Here is a 14,342-nt window from a genome sequence, read left to right as displayed (position 1 = left end):
ATTGCTCGCCCGTCACAGCACGTCATTGATCCCCAGGATCAGGCTGGCGGCGGTGACCGGCTTGGACATGTGCGCGTCGGCGCCGGCGTCGAGCGCGTCCTGGCGATGCTGGGCCATGGCGTTGGCGCTGAGCATGATGACGGGCGTCCGCGCGCGGTCCGGGCGGGCCGCCTCATGGTCGCGGATCGCGCGGGTGGCGGCCAGGCCGTCCATGACGGGCATCTGCATGTCCATCAGCACCAGGTCGAAGACGCCGGAGGTGAAGGCCTCGACGGCCTGGACCCCGTTCTCGACCGTCAGCACCCGCGCGCCCTGCGGTTCCAGGATCAGCTGGACCACGCGCTGATTGACCGGGTGGTCCTCGGCCAGCAGGACGCGCAGCGCCGGCTGGTCTTCGACGGACGGGCCGAGGGCCGCCATGGCCGCCTCCGGCGCGGCGGTGCGCTCGGCCGGCCGCAGCGGCAGCAGGACCTGGAACAGGCTGCCCCGGCCCAGCTCCGAGCGGGCGTTGATCTGTCCGCCCATCATCTCGACCAGCGACTTGCAGATCGACAGGCCAAGGCCCGTGCCGCCGAAGCGCCGGGTGATGCTGGTGTCGGCCTGGCTGAACCGGTTGAACAGGGTCTCGCCAAAGGCCGGGCTGAAGCCGCAGCCGGTGTCCTCGACCTCGGCCGTCAGCCAGAACGGCGCGTCGGGCTGGTCGGGCTGGGTCAGGCCGATCCGCACCAGCACATGGCCCTGGCTGGTGAACTTGACGGCGTTGGCCAGCAGGTTGCCGAACACCTGCTTGATCCGGGTGATGTCGCCCAGGAAGTCGCCGCTGGCGCGATCCTCGTATTCGACCTCGAAGACCAGGCCCTTGCCCAGGGCGCGCAGGCGATTGATGTAGAGGACGCCGTCCAGCTCGTCGCGCAGGTCGAAGGCCTGCTCCTCCAGCTGCACCTGGCCGGCCTCGATCTTCGAGACGTCCAGCACGTCGGAGACCAGGCGCTCAAGGGTCACGCCCGAGCTCTGGATCAGATCCACCATCTCGCGCTGGGCCGGCGTCAGCGGGGTCTGGGCGAGGGCCGCGGCGACGCCGATCACGCCGTTCAGCGGGGTGCGGATCTCGTGACTGATATTGGCCAGGAAGTCGGTCTTGGCCTCGTTGGCGGCCTCGGCCGCCCGCTTGGCCGCCGCGATCTCGGCCTCGACGACCAGGCGCTCGGTCACGTCGCGCGCGACGCCGAACACCTTGTCGCCGACCCGCCGGGCCCGCCATTCCAGATGGCGATAGTGGCCGTCCCGGTGGCGATAGCGATTGATGTAGCCCCGGACCTCGTCCTCGCTCTCCATGCGGCGCATGTGCTCGATCGTGGCCTCGCGGTCGTCGGGATGCACCAGGGGCAGCATCTCGCCGCCCTCCAGGTCGGCGATCGAATAGCCCAGCACCGATTCCCAGGTGCGGTTCACCCGGGTGAACTTCAGCGCCATGTCGCGAATGCACAGCAGGTCGAGGGAAACCTCGAAGAAATTGGCGAGATCCGACGCCGCGTCATGGTCGCGGTCCACCCGGCCCGGAACGGGGCCTTCGATGTCTGACCTCAAACTCATCGCCGAACAGGCCTCCTTCAGGGAACGCGTCGCCGCGGCGACCGCGCGACTATGAAGGCCCATCCGTTAACCAGCCATAGGCCTTGAGGTCGCGCCCCCGGACCTGGACGCGGGATCGCCGAGATCCTCCAGCGTCACGAAGGCGTATTGAAGTCTCGTCATAACGCCTCCCTTGCCGCCAGTGGGACCCAGATGATCCGACTCCGCACCCTCTTCGCCGCCACGAGCGCCCTGACCCTGCTGATCAGCGGCGGCGCCCTGGCCCAGACATCGGCCACTGTCTCCCCCATCGGCGCGACCGCGCCGACGGCCCGAGGCGGGGCCAACGCCGCCGCCCTGCTCTATAACGCCGCCGATCCCGGCAAGAGCGTCATCGCCGCGACCGGCGAACTGGGCGGCCTGGAATTCCATGGCCTGGACGGCGCGCGCACGGGCACCCTGCCCGGCGGCGAGACCTATGGCGTCGACGCGCGCGGCGACCTGATCGCGGTGCTCGACCGCAAGGAAGGCCGCATCCGCCTCTCGCGCTACGACTTCGCCACCGGCCAGGCCCGGGCGGTCGAGGCGCGTCCCCTGTTGCTGGGCTATGCCGGCGAAGGCCTGTGCCTGAGCCAGAGCGCCCGCGACGGCTCGCTGTACGTCTTCGCCCTGGGCGGCGAGGGCCAGCTGGACCAGTGGCTGCTGTATCCCACCGCCGACGGCAAGCTGGACGGCCGCCTGGCGCGCCGCCTGCACCTGTCGTCCGAGGCTAAGTACTGCGTGTCCGACGACGCCAGCGGCGCGCTCTATGTGGCCCAGCAGGCGGTCGGGATCTGGCGCTATGACGCCGATCCGGAAGCCGAGGCCGTCCCGACCATCGTCGACATCAACCGCCTGGGGCGCCTGGCCGGCGAGACCGGCGGCCTGGCGATCCTGAACGGCGGCGCGGAGGGCGACTATCTCGTCGCCGTCAACGCCGATGCGGGCGACTACAACGTCTATGACCGCAACACAGGCGACAAATTCCTGGGCGCCTTCCGCATCCAGGCCAACGGCGCCGACCTGCTGCAAAAGCCCTCGGGCCTGTTCGGCGTCCGCGCGCCGGTCGGCGCGAGCCTGCCGGCCGGCGCCCTGCTGGTCACCGACGACCGCAAGGTCGGGGCCAACACCCAGGTGCTGTCGTGGAACGACGTCGCCGCCGCCCTGAAGGTCTCGCCCGGCCAGGCCGCGCCAACCACCGCGCCCGGCAAGCTGGCCCTGGTGCAGGCGACCATGGAGACCCGACCGGTGGATCACGGCGGCGACGCGGCCGACGATCCGGCCATCTATGTCCACCCGACCGATCCGGCCAGAAGCGTCATCGTGGCCACCGACAAGAAAGGCGGCCTGCTGGTCCATGACCTGACGGGCAAGCCGCTGCAGTACCTGCCCGACGGCAAGATGAACAATGTCGACCTTCGCCAGGGCTTCAAACTGGGCGGCAGGACCACCACCCTGGTGGCCGCCAGCGACCGCACCCACAAATCGATCGCCCTCTACACGCTGGACGCCGACACCCGCCTGCTGACCGAGGTCGCCGACGGCGTGCAGGCCACCGGCCTGTCGGATCCCTATGGCCTGTGCATGTACCGCAACCGCAAGGGCGCGACCTTCGTGTTCATCAGCGATCCCGACGGCGGCGTGCGCCAGTGGAAGCTGGTCGCCACCCCGGCCGGCAAGGTGCGCGCCGAGCAGGTGCGCGACCTGAAGTTCGACACCCAGACCGAGGGCTGCGTCGCCGACGACGAGACCGGCGCCCTGTATGTCGCCGAGGAAGACGTCGCGCTGTGGAAGCTGGGCGCCGAGCCGTCCGCCGAGGCGACCCGCAAGGCGGTGACGCGCGTCGCCGACAATTCCGCCCTGAAGAACGACCTGGAAGGCGTGGGGATCTACGCCCAGGCCGGCGGCAAGGGCTATCTGGTCGTCTCCAGCCAGGGCAACAACAGCTACGCCGTGTTCCGGCGCGAGGGCGACAACGCCTATGTCGGCAGCTTCGCGGTGATCGCCGACGGCGCGACCGGCATCGACGGCATCTCGGAAACCGACGGCCTGGAGGTGACCAGCGCCTCGCTGGGCGCCGGCCTGGAAGCCGGGGCCTTCGTGGCCCAGGACGGACGCAACGTCTCGCCGCCGGAGAACCAGAACTTCAAGCTCGTGCCGTGGTCGGCGATCGCGGCGAAGATGGGGTTGAAGCCCTAGTACATAAATCTTGTCATCCCGGCCGCAGCGAAGCGCGCCGAGCCGGGATGACAGTTTTTAACGACGCTCGCCCAGCGAACACCGGATCAGCGCCCGGCCCGCCCGCGCCACGGCGCGCACCGGACCTTCGGCGCCCAGGGTGACGCGCGCCGAGGACGAGCCCTCCATCAGCAGCATCAGGCCGTCGGCCAGGTCGTTGTCGGGCGCGCCGGCCCGCTGGCACAGGTCGATCAGCCGCTTGTGCAGGGTCTGCTTGTAGGCCACCGACACCTTCTGGGCCGGGTGATCCACCTCGTGCAGTTCGATGGCGGCGTTCGACAGCGGGCAGCCGTGGATGTCGCCGCTGCAGGCCTTGGTCTCGAAGGCGTCGAAGATCGCTTCCAGCTGGCCGCGCGGATCGTCACAACAGGCCGACGTCACCTGATCCCACCAGATCCAGTAGTCCTTTTCCTGCTCGCGCAGGATTTCGGCGACCAGAACATCCTTGGAGGGGAAGTTCCGATACAGCGTCATCTTGGTGGCGTCGGCCTCGGCGGCGATGGTCTCGACGCCCACGGCGCGGATGCCGTGCTGGTAGAACAGCTCACGGGCCGTCTCGAAGATCCGATCGCGGGCCGGGCGCTTCGACGCGGGCGCGCAGACCGTGGCGTCCGCCCCGGCTGTCTCACCCCCATCAGAATTTCTCGCGGCCATTTCAGGTACCTCATCTTGACGTGAGAGTGACCGGTCAGTATCTCTGCCTCGTGGCGATGATACCGAACGGTCTCGTCACATCCTAAATCGTCCTCGCAGGGACGAAGGTCAAGTGGCCCGCCCCGCGACATTCCATCCATAAACCCATTTGGAGCGCGCGCCATGCCCCAGGACACGAACGAGCACGCCCTCGCGCCTGTTCCTCCCAAAGGATGGCTAGCCAAAGGATGGCTGGCGGTCGCACGGCGGCGCGCCCGTCCAATTTCCGACTGGATCGGTCAAGCCGCGAAGGATCGGGCAGGCCAGGGTTGGACCACCGCGAAGTCCAGCCGCTCCGCCCGCCGCCCGGCCTGGGAATGAACCAAGCGCCGCCTCCCCCCTCGTTATTCTAGCCTCCTGGCAGGACCTCCCCCATGCGTATCCAACCCCTCCTCACCTCCCTGACCGCCCTGGCCGCCACCGCCGTCCTAGCCGCCTGCACCGCCCAGGCCCGGCAGGAAGCGGCCGCGCCGCCGCCCGCCCAGGTCACAGTCACCGACGTGGCCTTCAAGTCGCTGCGCCAGTGGGACGACTTCACCGGCCGGCTTGAAGCCATCGACACCGTCGAGATCCGCCCACGCGTCGGCGGCTATGTCGACGGCGCCCGCTTTCAGGAAGGCGCCCGGGTCCACAAGGGCCAGGTGCTGTTCGAGATCGACCCCCGCCCCTTCCAGGCCGAGGCCAACCGCGCCAACGCCGAGGTGGCCCGGGCCAAGGCCCAGCTGGACCTGGCCGTGGTCAACCGCGAGCGCGGCCGCCGCCTGATCGACCAGAACGCCCTGGCCCAGAGCGAGTTCGACCGCCTGGCCTCGGAGGAGAAGGCCGCCCAGGCCAACCTCGCCGCCGCCAGCGCCGCCTATCAGACCGCCCGGCTGAACCTGGAGTTCACCCGCGTGGTCTCGCCGATCGACGGCCGCGTCTCCAAGGCCCTGATCACGCGGGGCAACCTGGTCACCCAGGCCGACCTGCTGACGACCGTGGTGTCCGACACCCCGATCTACGCCGCCTTCAACGCCGACGAGCAGACCTTCCTGAAATACGCCGCCGCCGAGCGGGGCAAGCAGAGCCCGGTCTATATGGGCCTGATGACCGAGGATGGTTATCCGCACCAGGGCAAGCTGGCCTTCATCGACAACGCCATGGACGCCAAGAGCGGCACCATCAGCGGCCGGGCCATCTTCGCCAATGGCGACGGCCGGTTCACGCCGGGCCTGTTCGCCCGCATCCGCCTGGTCAGCGACGCCTCGCAGACCGTCGCCCTGGCGCCGGACCGCGCGGTGGCGACCGACCTGGGCAAGCGCTTCGTCGTGGTGGTCGGCAAGGACAACAAGGCGCAGTACCGCCCCGTCGAGATCGGCCCCCTGGCCGGCAACCTGCGCATCATCCGCTCGGGCCTGAAGCCCGGCGACCGGGTGATCGTCGGCGGCCTGCAGAAGGTCAAGCCGGGCGACACGGTCAATCCCGTGACCATCAAGACCGACCTGACCAGCGACCTCAGCCAGTTCGAAACGGGTCCGCAGCGCGTGGCCCTGGCCGAGACCGTCCAGCAGCGCTGATCTCCTTCTTCTCCCTTCCCCCTTTGATGGGGGAAGGGCGGGGATGGGGGTGACACCGCATCAGTAGGTGGCGAGGCCGCGTTCAGGCCCGCCGACGCTTTCACCCCCACCCCTACCCCTCCCCCATCAAGGGGGAGGGAATCCATTCTCACGCTCCTCCCCCTGCCCGCTCCTCCCCGGACGCCTCCCATGAATTTCTCCAAGTTCTTCGTGAGCAGACCGCGGTTCGCCGCCGTGCTCTCGATCGTCATCTTCATCGCCGGACTGGTGGCGCTGCCGCGCCTGCCGATCTCGGAATATCCGGAAGTCGTGCCGCCGACCGTGGTCGTGCGCGCCGCCTATCCGGGCGCCAACCCCGCCGTCATCGGCCAGACCGTCGCCGCCCCGCTGGAGCAGGCGATCAATGGCGTCGAGGGCATGCTGTACCAGTCGTCGCAGTCGGCCGCCGACGGCGCGATGCTCCTGACCGTCACCTTCGCCCTCGGGACCGATCTCGATAAGGCCCAGGTGCAGGTGCAGAACCGCGTCGCCCAGGCCCTGCCGAAACTGCCTCAGGAGGTGCAGCGCATCGGCGTGACCACCGACAAGGCCTCGCCCGACCTGACCATGGTCGTGCACATGACCTCGCCGAACAACCGCTACGACATGCTGTATCTGAGCAACTACGCCCAACTGAACATCAAGGACCGCATCAAGCGGGTCGATGGCGTGGGTGACGTGCAGATCTTCGGCGCCGGCGCTTACTCCATGCGCGTCTGGCTGGACCCCGAAAAGCTGGCCTCGCTGAACATGACGGCCGGCGACGTGGTCAGAGCCCTGCGCGAGCAGAACGTCCAGGTGGCCGCCGGCCAGCTGGGCGCGCCGCCCACCAACATGGGCTCGGACTTCCAGCTGTCGATCAACGCCCCTGGCCGCCTGACCGACGAGGAACAGTTCCGCGACGTGATCATCCGCTCGGGCGACAATGGCGAGATCACCCGCCTGGGCGAAGTGGCCCGCGTGGAGCTGGGCGCCAACAACTACGCCCTGCGCTCGTTGCTCGACAATAAATCGGCCGTCGCCATGCCGATCTTCCAGCGTCCCGGCTCCAACGCCCTGGCCATGGCCGCCGAGGTCAAGAAGACGATGGAGACGCTGAAGAAAGACTTCCCCGAAGGCGTCGACTACGAGATCGTCTACGACACCACCGCCTTCGTGCATGAAAGCATCGACTCGGTGGTCCACACCCTGATCGAGGCCATCATCCTGGTGGTGCTGGTGGTGGTGCTGTTCCTGCAGGGCTGGCGCGCCTCGATCATTCCGCTGATCGCCGTGCCGGTCTCCCTGGTCGGCACCTTCGCGGTGCTGCTGATGCTGGGCTTTGGCCTCAACGCCCTGACCCTGTTTGGCCTGGTGCTGGCCATCGGCATCGTCGTCGATGACGCCATCGTCGTGGTCGAGAACGTCGAGCGAAACATCGCCAACGGACTGGAGCCAGCGGCGGCCACCCGCAAGGCCATGAGCGAGGTCACCGGACCGATCATCTCCACGGCCCTGGTGCTGTGCGCGGTGTTCATCCCGACCGCCTTCATCACCGGCCTGTCGGGCCAGTTCTACCGTCAGTTCGCCCTGACCATCGCCATCTCGACGGTGATCTCGGCCTTCAACTCCCTGACCCTGTCGCCGGCCCTGGCCGCCGTGCTCCTCAAGAGCCACGACGCCCCCAAGGACCGCTTCCAGAAGATGATCGACGCGGCCCTGGGCTGGCTGTTCAACCCGTTCAACCGCTTCTTCGCCAAGGCCTCGAACGGCTATGTCAACGGCGTGGCCAAGAGCCTGGGCAGGTCGACCGCCGGCCTGATCATCTATGGCGTGCTGCTGCTGTTGACGATCGGCGCCTTCGCCAAGACCCCCGGCGGCTTCGTGCCGCAGCAGGACAAGGCCTATGTCGTCGCCGTCGTGCAACTGCCCGACGCGGCCTCGCTGGACCGCACCGAAGCCGTCGTCCGGCAGATGGGCGACATCGCCCTGAAGCAACCGGGCATCAAGCACGCCATCGCCTTCCCCGGCCTGTCGGTGAACGGCCTGATCAACAGCCCCAACTCCGGCGCGATCTTCTTCGCCCTCGACGACTTCAAGAACCGTCGCGGCAAGGACGTGTCGGCCGGCGCCATCGTCGGCGCGCTGAACCAGAAGTTCGGCGCCATCCCCGACGCCCAGATCGCGGTCTTCCCGCCGCCCTCGGTTCAGGGCCTGGGCACCATCGGCGGCTTCCGCATGCAGATCGTCGACAAGGCGGGTCTGGGTTCGGATGAGCTGTACGCCGCGACCCAGAACCTGATGGACAAGGCCCGCAAGGACCCCGCCCTGGCCGGCGTGTTCTCCAGCTATCAGGTCGGCGTGCCGAAGATCCAGGCCGACATCGACCGCGAAAAGGCCCGCGCCTCGGGCGTCTCGCTGACCGACCTGTTCGAGACCATGCAGGTCTATCTGGGCTCGCTGTACGTCAACGACTTCAACCGCTTTGGCCGCACCTATGAGGTCAACGTCCAGGCCGACCAGAAATTCCGCCTGCAACCCGAGCAGATGCTGCGCCTGCAGACGCGGAACAACGCCGGCCAGATGATCCCGCTGGGCAGCTTCGTCAGCTTCAAGGAGGCCACGGGTCCCGACCGCGAGAGCCACTACAACGGCATGCTGACCGCCGAGATCAACGGCGGCGCCGCGCCCGGCTTCTCGTCCGGCCAGGCCCAGAAGGCGCTGGAAGACCTGGCCAAGACCGAGCTGCCCAACGGCATGGGCTATGAGTGGACCGAGCTGACCTACCAGCAGATCCTGGCCGGCAATTCGGCGGTCTACATCTTCCCGCTGTGCGTGTTGCTGGCCTTCCTGGTGCTGGTCGCCCAGTACGAAAGCTGGACCCTGCCGCTGGTGGTGATCCTGATCGTGCCGATGACCCTGCTGTCGGCACTGGCCGGCGTGCTGCTGACCCATGGCGACAACAACATCTTCACCCAGATCGGGCTGATCGTGCTGGTGGGCCTGGCCTGCAAGAACGCCATCCTGATCGTCGAGTTCGCCAAGGAGCGCGAGGAGCATGGCGACACGCCGCTGCAAGCGGTGCTGGAAGCCTGTCGCCTGCGCCTGCGGCCGATCCTGATGACCTCGATCGCCTTTATCATGGGCGTGTGGCCGCTGGTCGTCAGCCACGGCGCCGGTTCGGAAATGCGCAAGGCGATGGGCGTGGCGGTGTTCTCCGGCATGCTGGGCGTCACGGTCTTCGGCCTGGTCCTGACCCCGATCTTCTACTTCGTCATCCGCCGCAACGCCGCCCGCAGGGTGGTGGCGGTGGCTCCCCCTTCGACGACGACCGTAGAGGCGCACTGATGAACGCGCTTTCCTCTCCCCTCCCCCTTGATGGGGGAGGGGTCGGGGGTGGGGGTGACAGCGCCGGCGGGCTTCAGGTCGGCCGCGCCACATCCGGACCCTCTTTCACCCCCATCCCCAACCCTTCCCCCATCAAGGGGGAAGGGAGACCTCCGAGGTCACCTATGACTGCTTTGAAACTGACCCTCATCGCCAGCGTCTCCCTCCTGGCCGCCGCCTGCGCCGTCGGGCCAAACTACAAGACCCCGGCCACGCCGCCGGCGGTGTTCCAGAACGCCGCCGCCGACACCTTCACCACCGCCACGCCCGAAGCCGACTGGTGGAAGAGCTTCGGCGACCCGGTGCTGGACCAGCTGGTGACCCAGGCCCTGGGCGACAGCCTCGACATCAGGATCGCGGTCGCCCGGGTCGACGAGGCCCGCGCCCTGTTCAGGGACGCGCGTCTTGACCAACTGCCCCGCGTGACCGCCGGCGGCGCCTACCAGAAGAGCGACCAGCAGCAGCCCGGCTCGGGCGGTGCGCGGGTCGAGAGCGAGACCTACCAGACCGGCTTCGACGCCGGCTGGGAGATCGACCTCTTCGGCCGCGTGCGACGCGGCGTCGAGGCCGCCCGGGCCGAGAGCGGGGCAGCCAAGGCGAACCTGCGCGACGCCCAGGTGACCATCGCCGCCGAGGTGGCCCGCAACTACCTGGAACTGCGCGGCGCCCAGGCCCGCCTGGCGGTCGCCCAGCGTAACCTGGAAACCCAGCGCGAGACCGTGCGCCTGACCCGCGTGCGGTTCGACGCGGGGGCCGGCAATCCGATCGACGTCGCCTCGGCCCAGGCGCGCCTGAACGCCACCGAGGCGGCGATCCCCGCCCTGATCACGGCCGAGAAGATGGCCGGTCACCGCCTGGCGGTGCTGACCGGCCAGCGTCCCGGCGCGCTGGACGCCCTGCTGGTGGCCCGCCAGGCCGAGATCCGTCCCCGGATCGCCGCCCTGCCGATCGGCGACGCCGCCGACCTGCTGCGCCGCCGCCCCGACGTCCAGGCCGCCGAGCGTCGCCTGGCTGCCCAGACCGCCAAGGTGGGGGTGGCCACGGCCGACCTCTTCCCGCGCGTGCGGGTGACCGGCTTCGTCGGCTTCCTGTCGGGGTCTTCAGCCACCTTCGGCGACAGCGCCAGCCAGGCCTGGTCGGTCGCGCCCAGCGTCAGCTGGCCGGCGCTCGACCTCGGCGGCGCCCATGCGCGGCTGAAGGCGCAGGAAGCGCGAGGCGACGCCTCGCTGGCCGCCTATGACCAGACGGTGTTGCGGGCGCTCGAGGATCTGGAGAACGCCCTGGTCTCCTACCGCCAGCAACAGGCCCAGCTGAAGAGTCTGGCCGCCCAGTCGGCGGCCTCGCGCCGCGCGGCCGAACTGGCGCGCATCCAGTACAAGGAGGGCGGCATCGACTTCCTGGTGCTGCTGGACGCCGAACGCACCCTGCTGGCGGCCGAAGACGCCCTCAGCGTCGCCGAGACCGGGGTCAATACCGACGTGGTGGCGATCTACAAGGCGCTGGGCGGCGGGTGGAAGACCTGACGCGATTGCCCGGCCCGACCGCTCCAGCGCTCGGGCCGGGAATTTTCCATGGCTCAGCTTGCAATGTACAGCAAGTTCAATACCGATAGGCGTAACAGTGCCGGAGGTTGAGTCATGGCTACGCAACACATCCTGAAATCCGCCTATGCCGACGTCTCGCGCGTCGCCTATTCCAACATCCCCGCCGCCGATCTGGCCAAGCTGGACACCTTGGGCCAGCAGGTCGACGCCTCGGCCTTGAGCCTGACGGCGGCGCGGGTCGAGATCGCCAAGATGGTGCTCTCCACGACCTCGGTCGCCTCCCTGTCCTATGCCTTCTTCACGGGCGTGACGCCGCTGGCGCGGGGTTTCGACTATCTGGTCTCGCCGACGGGGGCCAACCCCACCAACCTCAACTCGGCCTATTACGCGGCCTTTTCGGCGGAGAACCGCTACATCAACTTCTCGGTCGCCCTGGGCAAGAGCGGCGAGGGCCAGGCGCGTTTCGCCGCCGCCTATGGCCAGCTGGACCTGACCGCGGCGGCGACCAAGGCCTATACCGAGATCTTCGGCTTCGCGCCCGAGGCGGGCAAGATCGACGCCATCCTGAACACTCAGGTGGCCAACGGTCTGGGCGGGACGTTCACCCGAGGCGAATACTTCGCCGCCTATGGCCGGGACGGACTGACGGGCATCGGCACGAAGGCCGCCATGGTCGGCTGGCTGCTGAGCGAGGCGGCCAAGGCCGACGTCGGCGTCTACGCCAAGGCCAACGACGCCTTCCTGGCCGATCTCGCCAATGACGGTCAGGCCGCGTTCAATGTCGACCTGCTGGGCGTCTATGGCCCGCAGACCGTGTTCGCCACCGGCGCGACGATCACGGTGACGGAGGCCCAGAGCGTCTCCGCGACCGCCGCGTCCCCGGCCCTGCAGTCAACCGGCGGCAACGACACCGTCACGGGAACCGACAGCAACGCCTCGCAGATCATCGCCACCGGCGACGGGCATGACGTCATCACCCTCTCCGGCTCGGTGGGCGGCTATGTCGATGGCGGCGCCGGCAACGACACCATCACGCTGGGAGTCCTGAACGCGGCCGTCGAGGTTCTGGGCGGCGCGCCGAACGGAACCGTCAATGGTGGGGCCGGCAACGACCTGATCACCATCGGCCGCGTCGTGGACGGCGCCGTCATCGACGGCGGCGCCGGCGACGACACCGCCGTGATCGGCATCGTCAGCGACTTCTACACCGCGACCAAGATCACCAATGTCGAGCACCTGGTGGTCAGCAACTTCCAGCTCACCAACGGCGGAGGCCTGAGCGGGGTCAGCGCGCTCAACTACAGCGGCCTGCGCGACCTCACGACCCGCGCGTCGCAAACCGTCGTCGTCAGCGAGATCGCCGATGGCGTGGCCCTGAAGATGGAGGGCTCCGGCGGTCTGACGGCCAACTACAAGACCCAACTGGTGTTCTCCGGCATGTCCTCGGTGCAGGTCGGCGTCTCGTCGGTCGACGCCTACCTGTCGGGCGTCACGAGCGGCGCCAGCCTGAAGGTCACCGGCAATGACGGCGCGCTGAAGGTCCACGTCCAGAGCGACAGCGTGCTGGGGGCCATCACCTCGCAGACCGCCTCCAGCGGTTCGGGAGCGGTCATCGTCACCGGGACCGGCCGCCTGACCGCCGGCTTCAACAGCCATGTGACCGGCGCCGTGACCAAGACCTTCAGCCTCGACGCTTCCGGCTCGGGCGGCATCGACGTCACCGAGATCGGATCGGCCGGCAATGACAGCCGGGCGACCACTGTCGTGCTGTCGAGCGTCAATGACAGCGTGGCCGCCGACCTGCGCGGCCAGTCGACCTCGGTCTATACCCTCGGCGGCGGCTCGGACGTCTTCCAGCTCTACCAGGACGGCTTTGCTTCGCCGCGTTTCTCGAACCTGTCGATCGACGGCGGCAAGGTGGCGACGTACGCCACCATCACCGACTTCGCCAAGGGCGTGGACCATGTCGACCTGGGCACGGCGATCCCGGCCATGGTCACCGGCCTCAGCATCGGCTCGGCCACCACGCTGGAGCAGGCGCTGATCAATGTCTCCAGCCAGCTGGCGGCCAACGGCACGGCGGTGTTCGACTATGCCGGCGACAGCTACATCTACCACCAGGACGCCACGGTCGGCGTCAACAGCGGCGACGGTCTGATCCGGCTGGTCGGCGTGACGGGCCTGTCGGTTGGCGCGGGCGCGACAAGCGTCGACATCCACTACGGCTGACGATCAGAAGGGCGCGTCGCCCACGATGGTGACGCGCTCGACGATCCGTTCCTGCGGCCAGTAGTCGAGGATCGCGTAGTGCTGGGTCGCGCGATTGTCCCAGAAGACGATGGCGTTGGGCGTCCAGCGGAAGCGCACCTGGTATTCGGGCGTCTTCACGCGATCCAGCAGCTCGGCCAGCAAGGTTTTCGCCTCGTCCTCGGGCAGGCCCAGGATGCGGGTGGTGAAGACCTTGTTGACGAACAGGTGCTTCTCGCCGGTCTCGGGATGGGTGCGGATCACCGGGTGGACCATCGGCGGATAGGCGGCGCGCAGTTCCTGGCGCTTGGCCTCGTCGACGCGATAGCCGTAGCTCTGGATGATGTCGTGCTCGGCCGTCAGCGTGGCCAGCTTGTCCTTCAGGGCGTCGGGCAGGTCGCGATAGATGGCGGCGGTGTCGGCGAACAGGGTGTCTCCGCCCAGCGGCGGCATGTGCCGCATGCGCAGCACCCCGCCCATCGACGGCGCGGCGCGGAAGGTGACGTCAGTGTGCCACTTGTTGGCCACCCGGACCAGCGGCACGATCTCCTCGCGCAGCTTCATGCCGTCGGCGGCCTCGATGTGCAGGATCTCGGGGAAGCCGGGCACGTGGCTGGTGACCGGATGGCCTTCCAGATCCCCGAAATAGCGGCCAAAGCGGACATGGTCCTCGTAGCTGATGTCCTGGTCGCGGAAGAACACCACCTTGTGGCGCAGCAGGGCGGCGCGGATCGCGGCGACGATCTCCGGCGTCAGCGGCTGGCGCAGGTCGACGCCCGAGATCTCGGCGCCCAGCACCGTGCTGACGGGGGTGACGGTCAGGCCGGCATAGTCCGGCGCTGCGGCCGCGGTGACAGGCGCGTGGGCGTTCATGGCATCCTCCCGGATAGCCGCCCGTCCGCGCGAGCGGTCTTTATAACCCTACCCTACGCGTAGGATTTCCGGACTCAACGAAGTTTTTCTTCAAGCCCCGCGCCGTCCGCTCATGGTTGACCCAGGGGACGGGACCACAGGGGCCGCGCGCTCGGCTATAGGATCACGGCCACGA

At 68.4% G+C, this 14,342-nt stretch carries 8 protein-coding genes; 5 read left to right on the top strand and 3 right to left on the bottom strand.

From position 1 onward, the window contains the following. Positions 1–12: 12 nt before the first annotated feature. Positions 13–1,593 (bottom strand): ATP-binding protein, encoded by a 1,581-nt coding sequence (locus ACQY9P_RS12945; RefSeq protein WP_421738865.1) that lies wholly within the window; start codon positions 1,591–1,593, stop codon positions 13–15. 192 nt (positions 1,594–1,785) lie between these two features. Between ACQY9P_RS12945 and ACQY9P_RS12940 the strand changes: the two genes are divergently transcribed. Beyond that, positions 1,786–3,810, top strand: a complete 2,025-nt coding sequence (locus tag ACQY9P_RS12940; RefSeq protein WP_421738866.1) for a phytase — start codon at positions 1,786–1,788, stop codon at positions 3,808–3,810. A 57-nt stretch (positions 3,811–3,867) separates the two neighbouring features. Here the strand turns inward: ACQY9P_RS12940 and ACQY9P_RS12935 are convergent, their stop codons facing one another. After that, positions 3,868–4,503: a TetR/AcrR family transcriptional regulator gene (locus ACQY9P_RS12935; RefSeq protein WP_421738867.1), complete on the bottom strand. Its 636-nt coding sequence runs from the start codon at positions 4,501–4,503 to the stop codon at positions 3,868–3,870. A gap of 413 nt (positions 4,504–4,916) precedes the next feature. Between ACQY9P_RS12935 and ACQY9P_RS12930 the strand changes: the two genes are divergently transcribed. From ACQY9P_RS12930 to ACQY9P_RS12915, 4 genes are all read left to right on the top strand, one after another. Continuing rightward, entirely contained in the window at positions 4,917–6,098 is a 1,182-nt protein-coding gene (locus ACQY9P_RS12930; protein WP_421738868.1) for an efflux RND transporter periplasmic adaptor subunit, read from the top strand. A gap of 189 nt (positions 6,099–6,287) precedes the next feature. Beyond that, positions 6,288–9,464 carry an efflux RND transporter permease subunit gene (locus tag ACQY9P_RS12925; RefSeq protein ID WP_421738869.1) on the top strand — a complete coding sequence of 1,059 codons (3,177 nt, stop codon included), beginning with the start codon at positions 6,288–6,290 and terminating at the stop codon, positions 9,462–9,464. A gap of 164 nt (positions 9,465–9,628) precedes the next feature. Next, positions 9,629–11,026, top strand: a complete 1,398-nt coding sequence (locus ACQY9P_RS12920) for an efflux transporter outer membrane subunit (protein WP_421738870.1) — start codon at positions 9,629–9,631, stop codon at positions 11,024–11,026. A gap of 114 nt (positions 11,027–11,140) precedes the next feature. Continuing rightward, complete coding sequence (locus ACQY9P_RS12915; RefSeq protein ID WP_421738871.1) at positions 11,141–13,276, top strand: hypothetical protein; 2,136 nt, start codon at positions 11,141–11,143, stop codon at positions 13,274–13,276. Between the two features lie 3 nt (positions 13,277–13,279). On the opposite strand, the gene ACQY9P_RS12910 is transcribed toward ACQY9P_RS12915, so the two are convergent. Continuing rightward, positions 13,280–14,167 carry a TauD/TfdA dioxygenase family protein gene (locus tag ACQY9P_RS12910; protein WP_421738872.1) on the bottom strand — a complete coding sequence of 296 codons (888 nt, stop codon included), beginning with the start codon at positions 14,165–14,167 and terminating at the stop codon, positions 13,280–13,282. Between the last annotated feature and the right edge of the window lie 175 nt (positions 14,168–14,342).

Source organism: Caulobacter sp. (genome assembly GCF_965279145.1).
In the GTDB taxonomy this organism is placed as follows: domain Bacteria; phylum Pseudomonadota; class Alphaproteobacteria; order Caulobacterales; family Caulobacteraceae; genus Caulobacter.
This window is presented reverse-complemented; position numbering and strand designations above follow the sequence as displayed.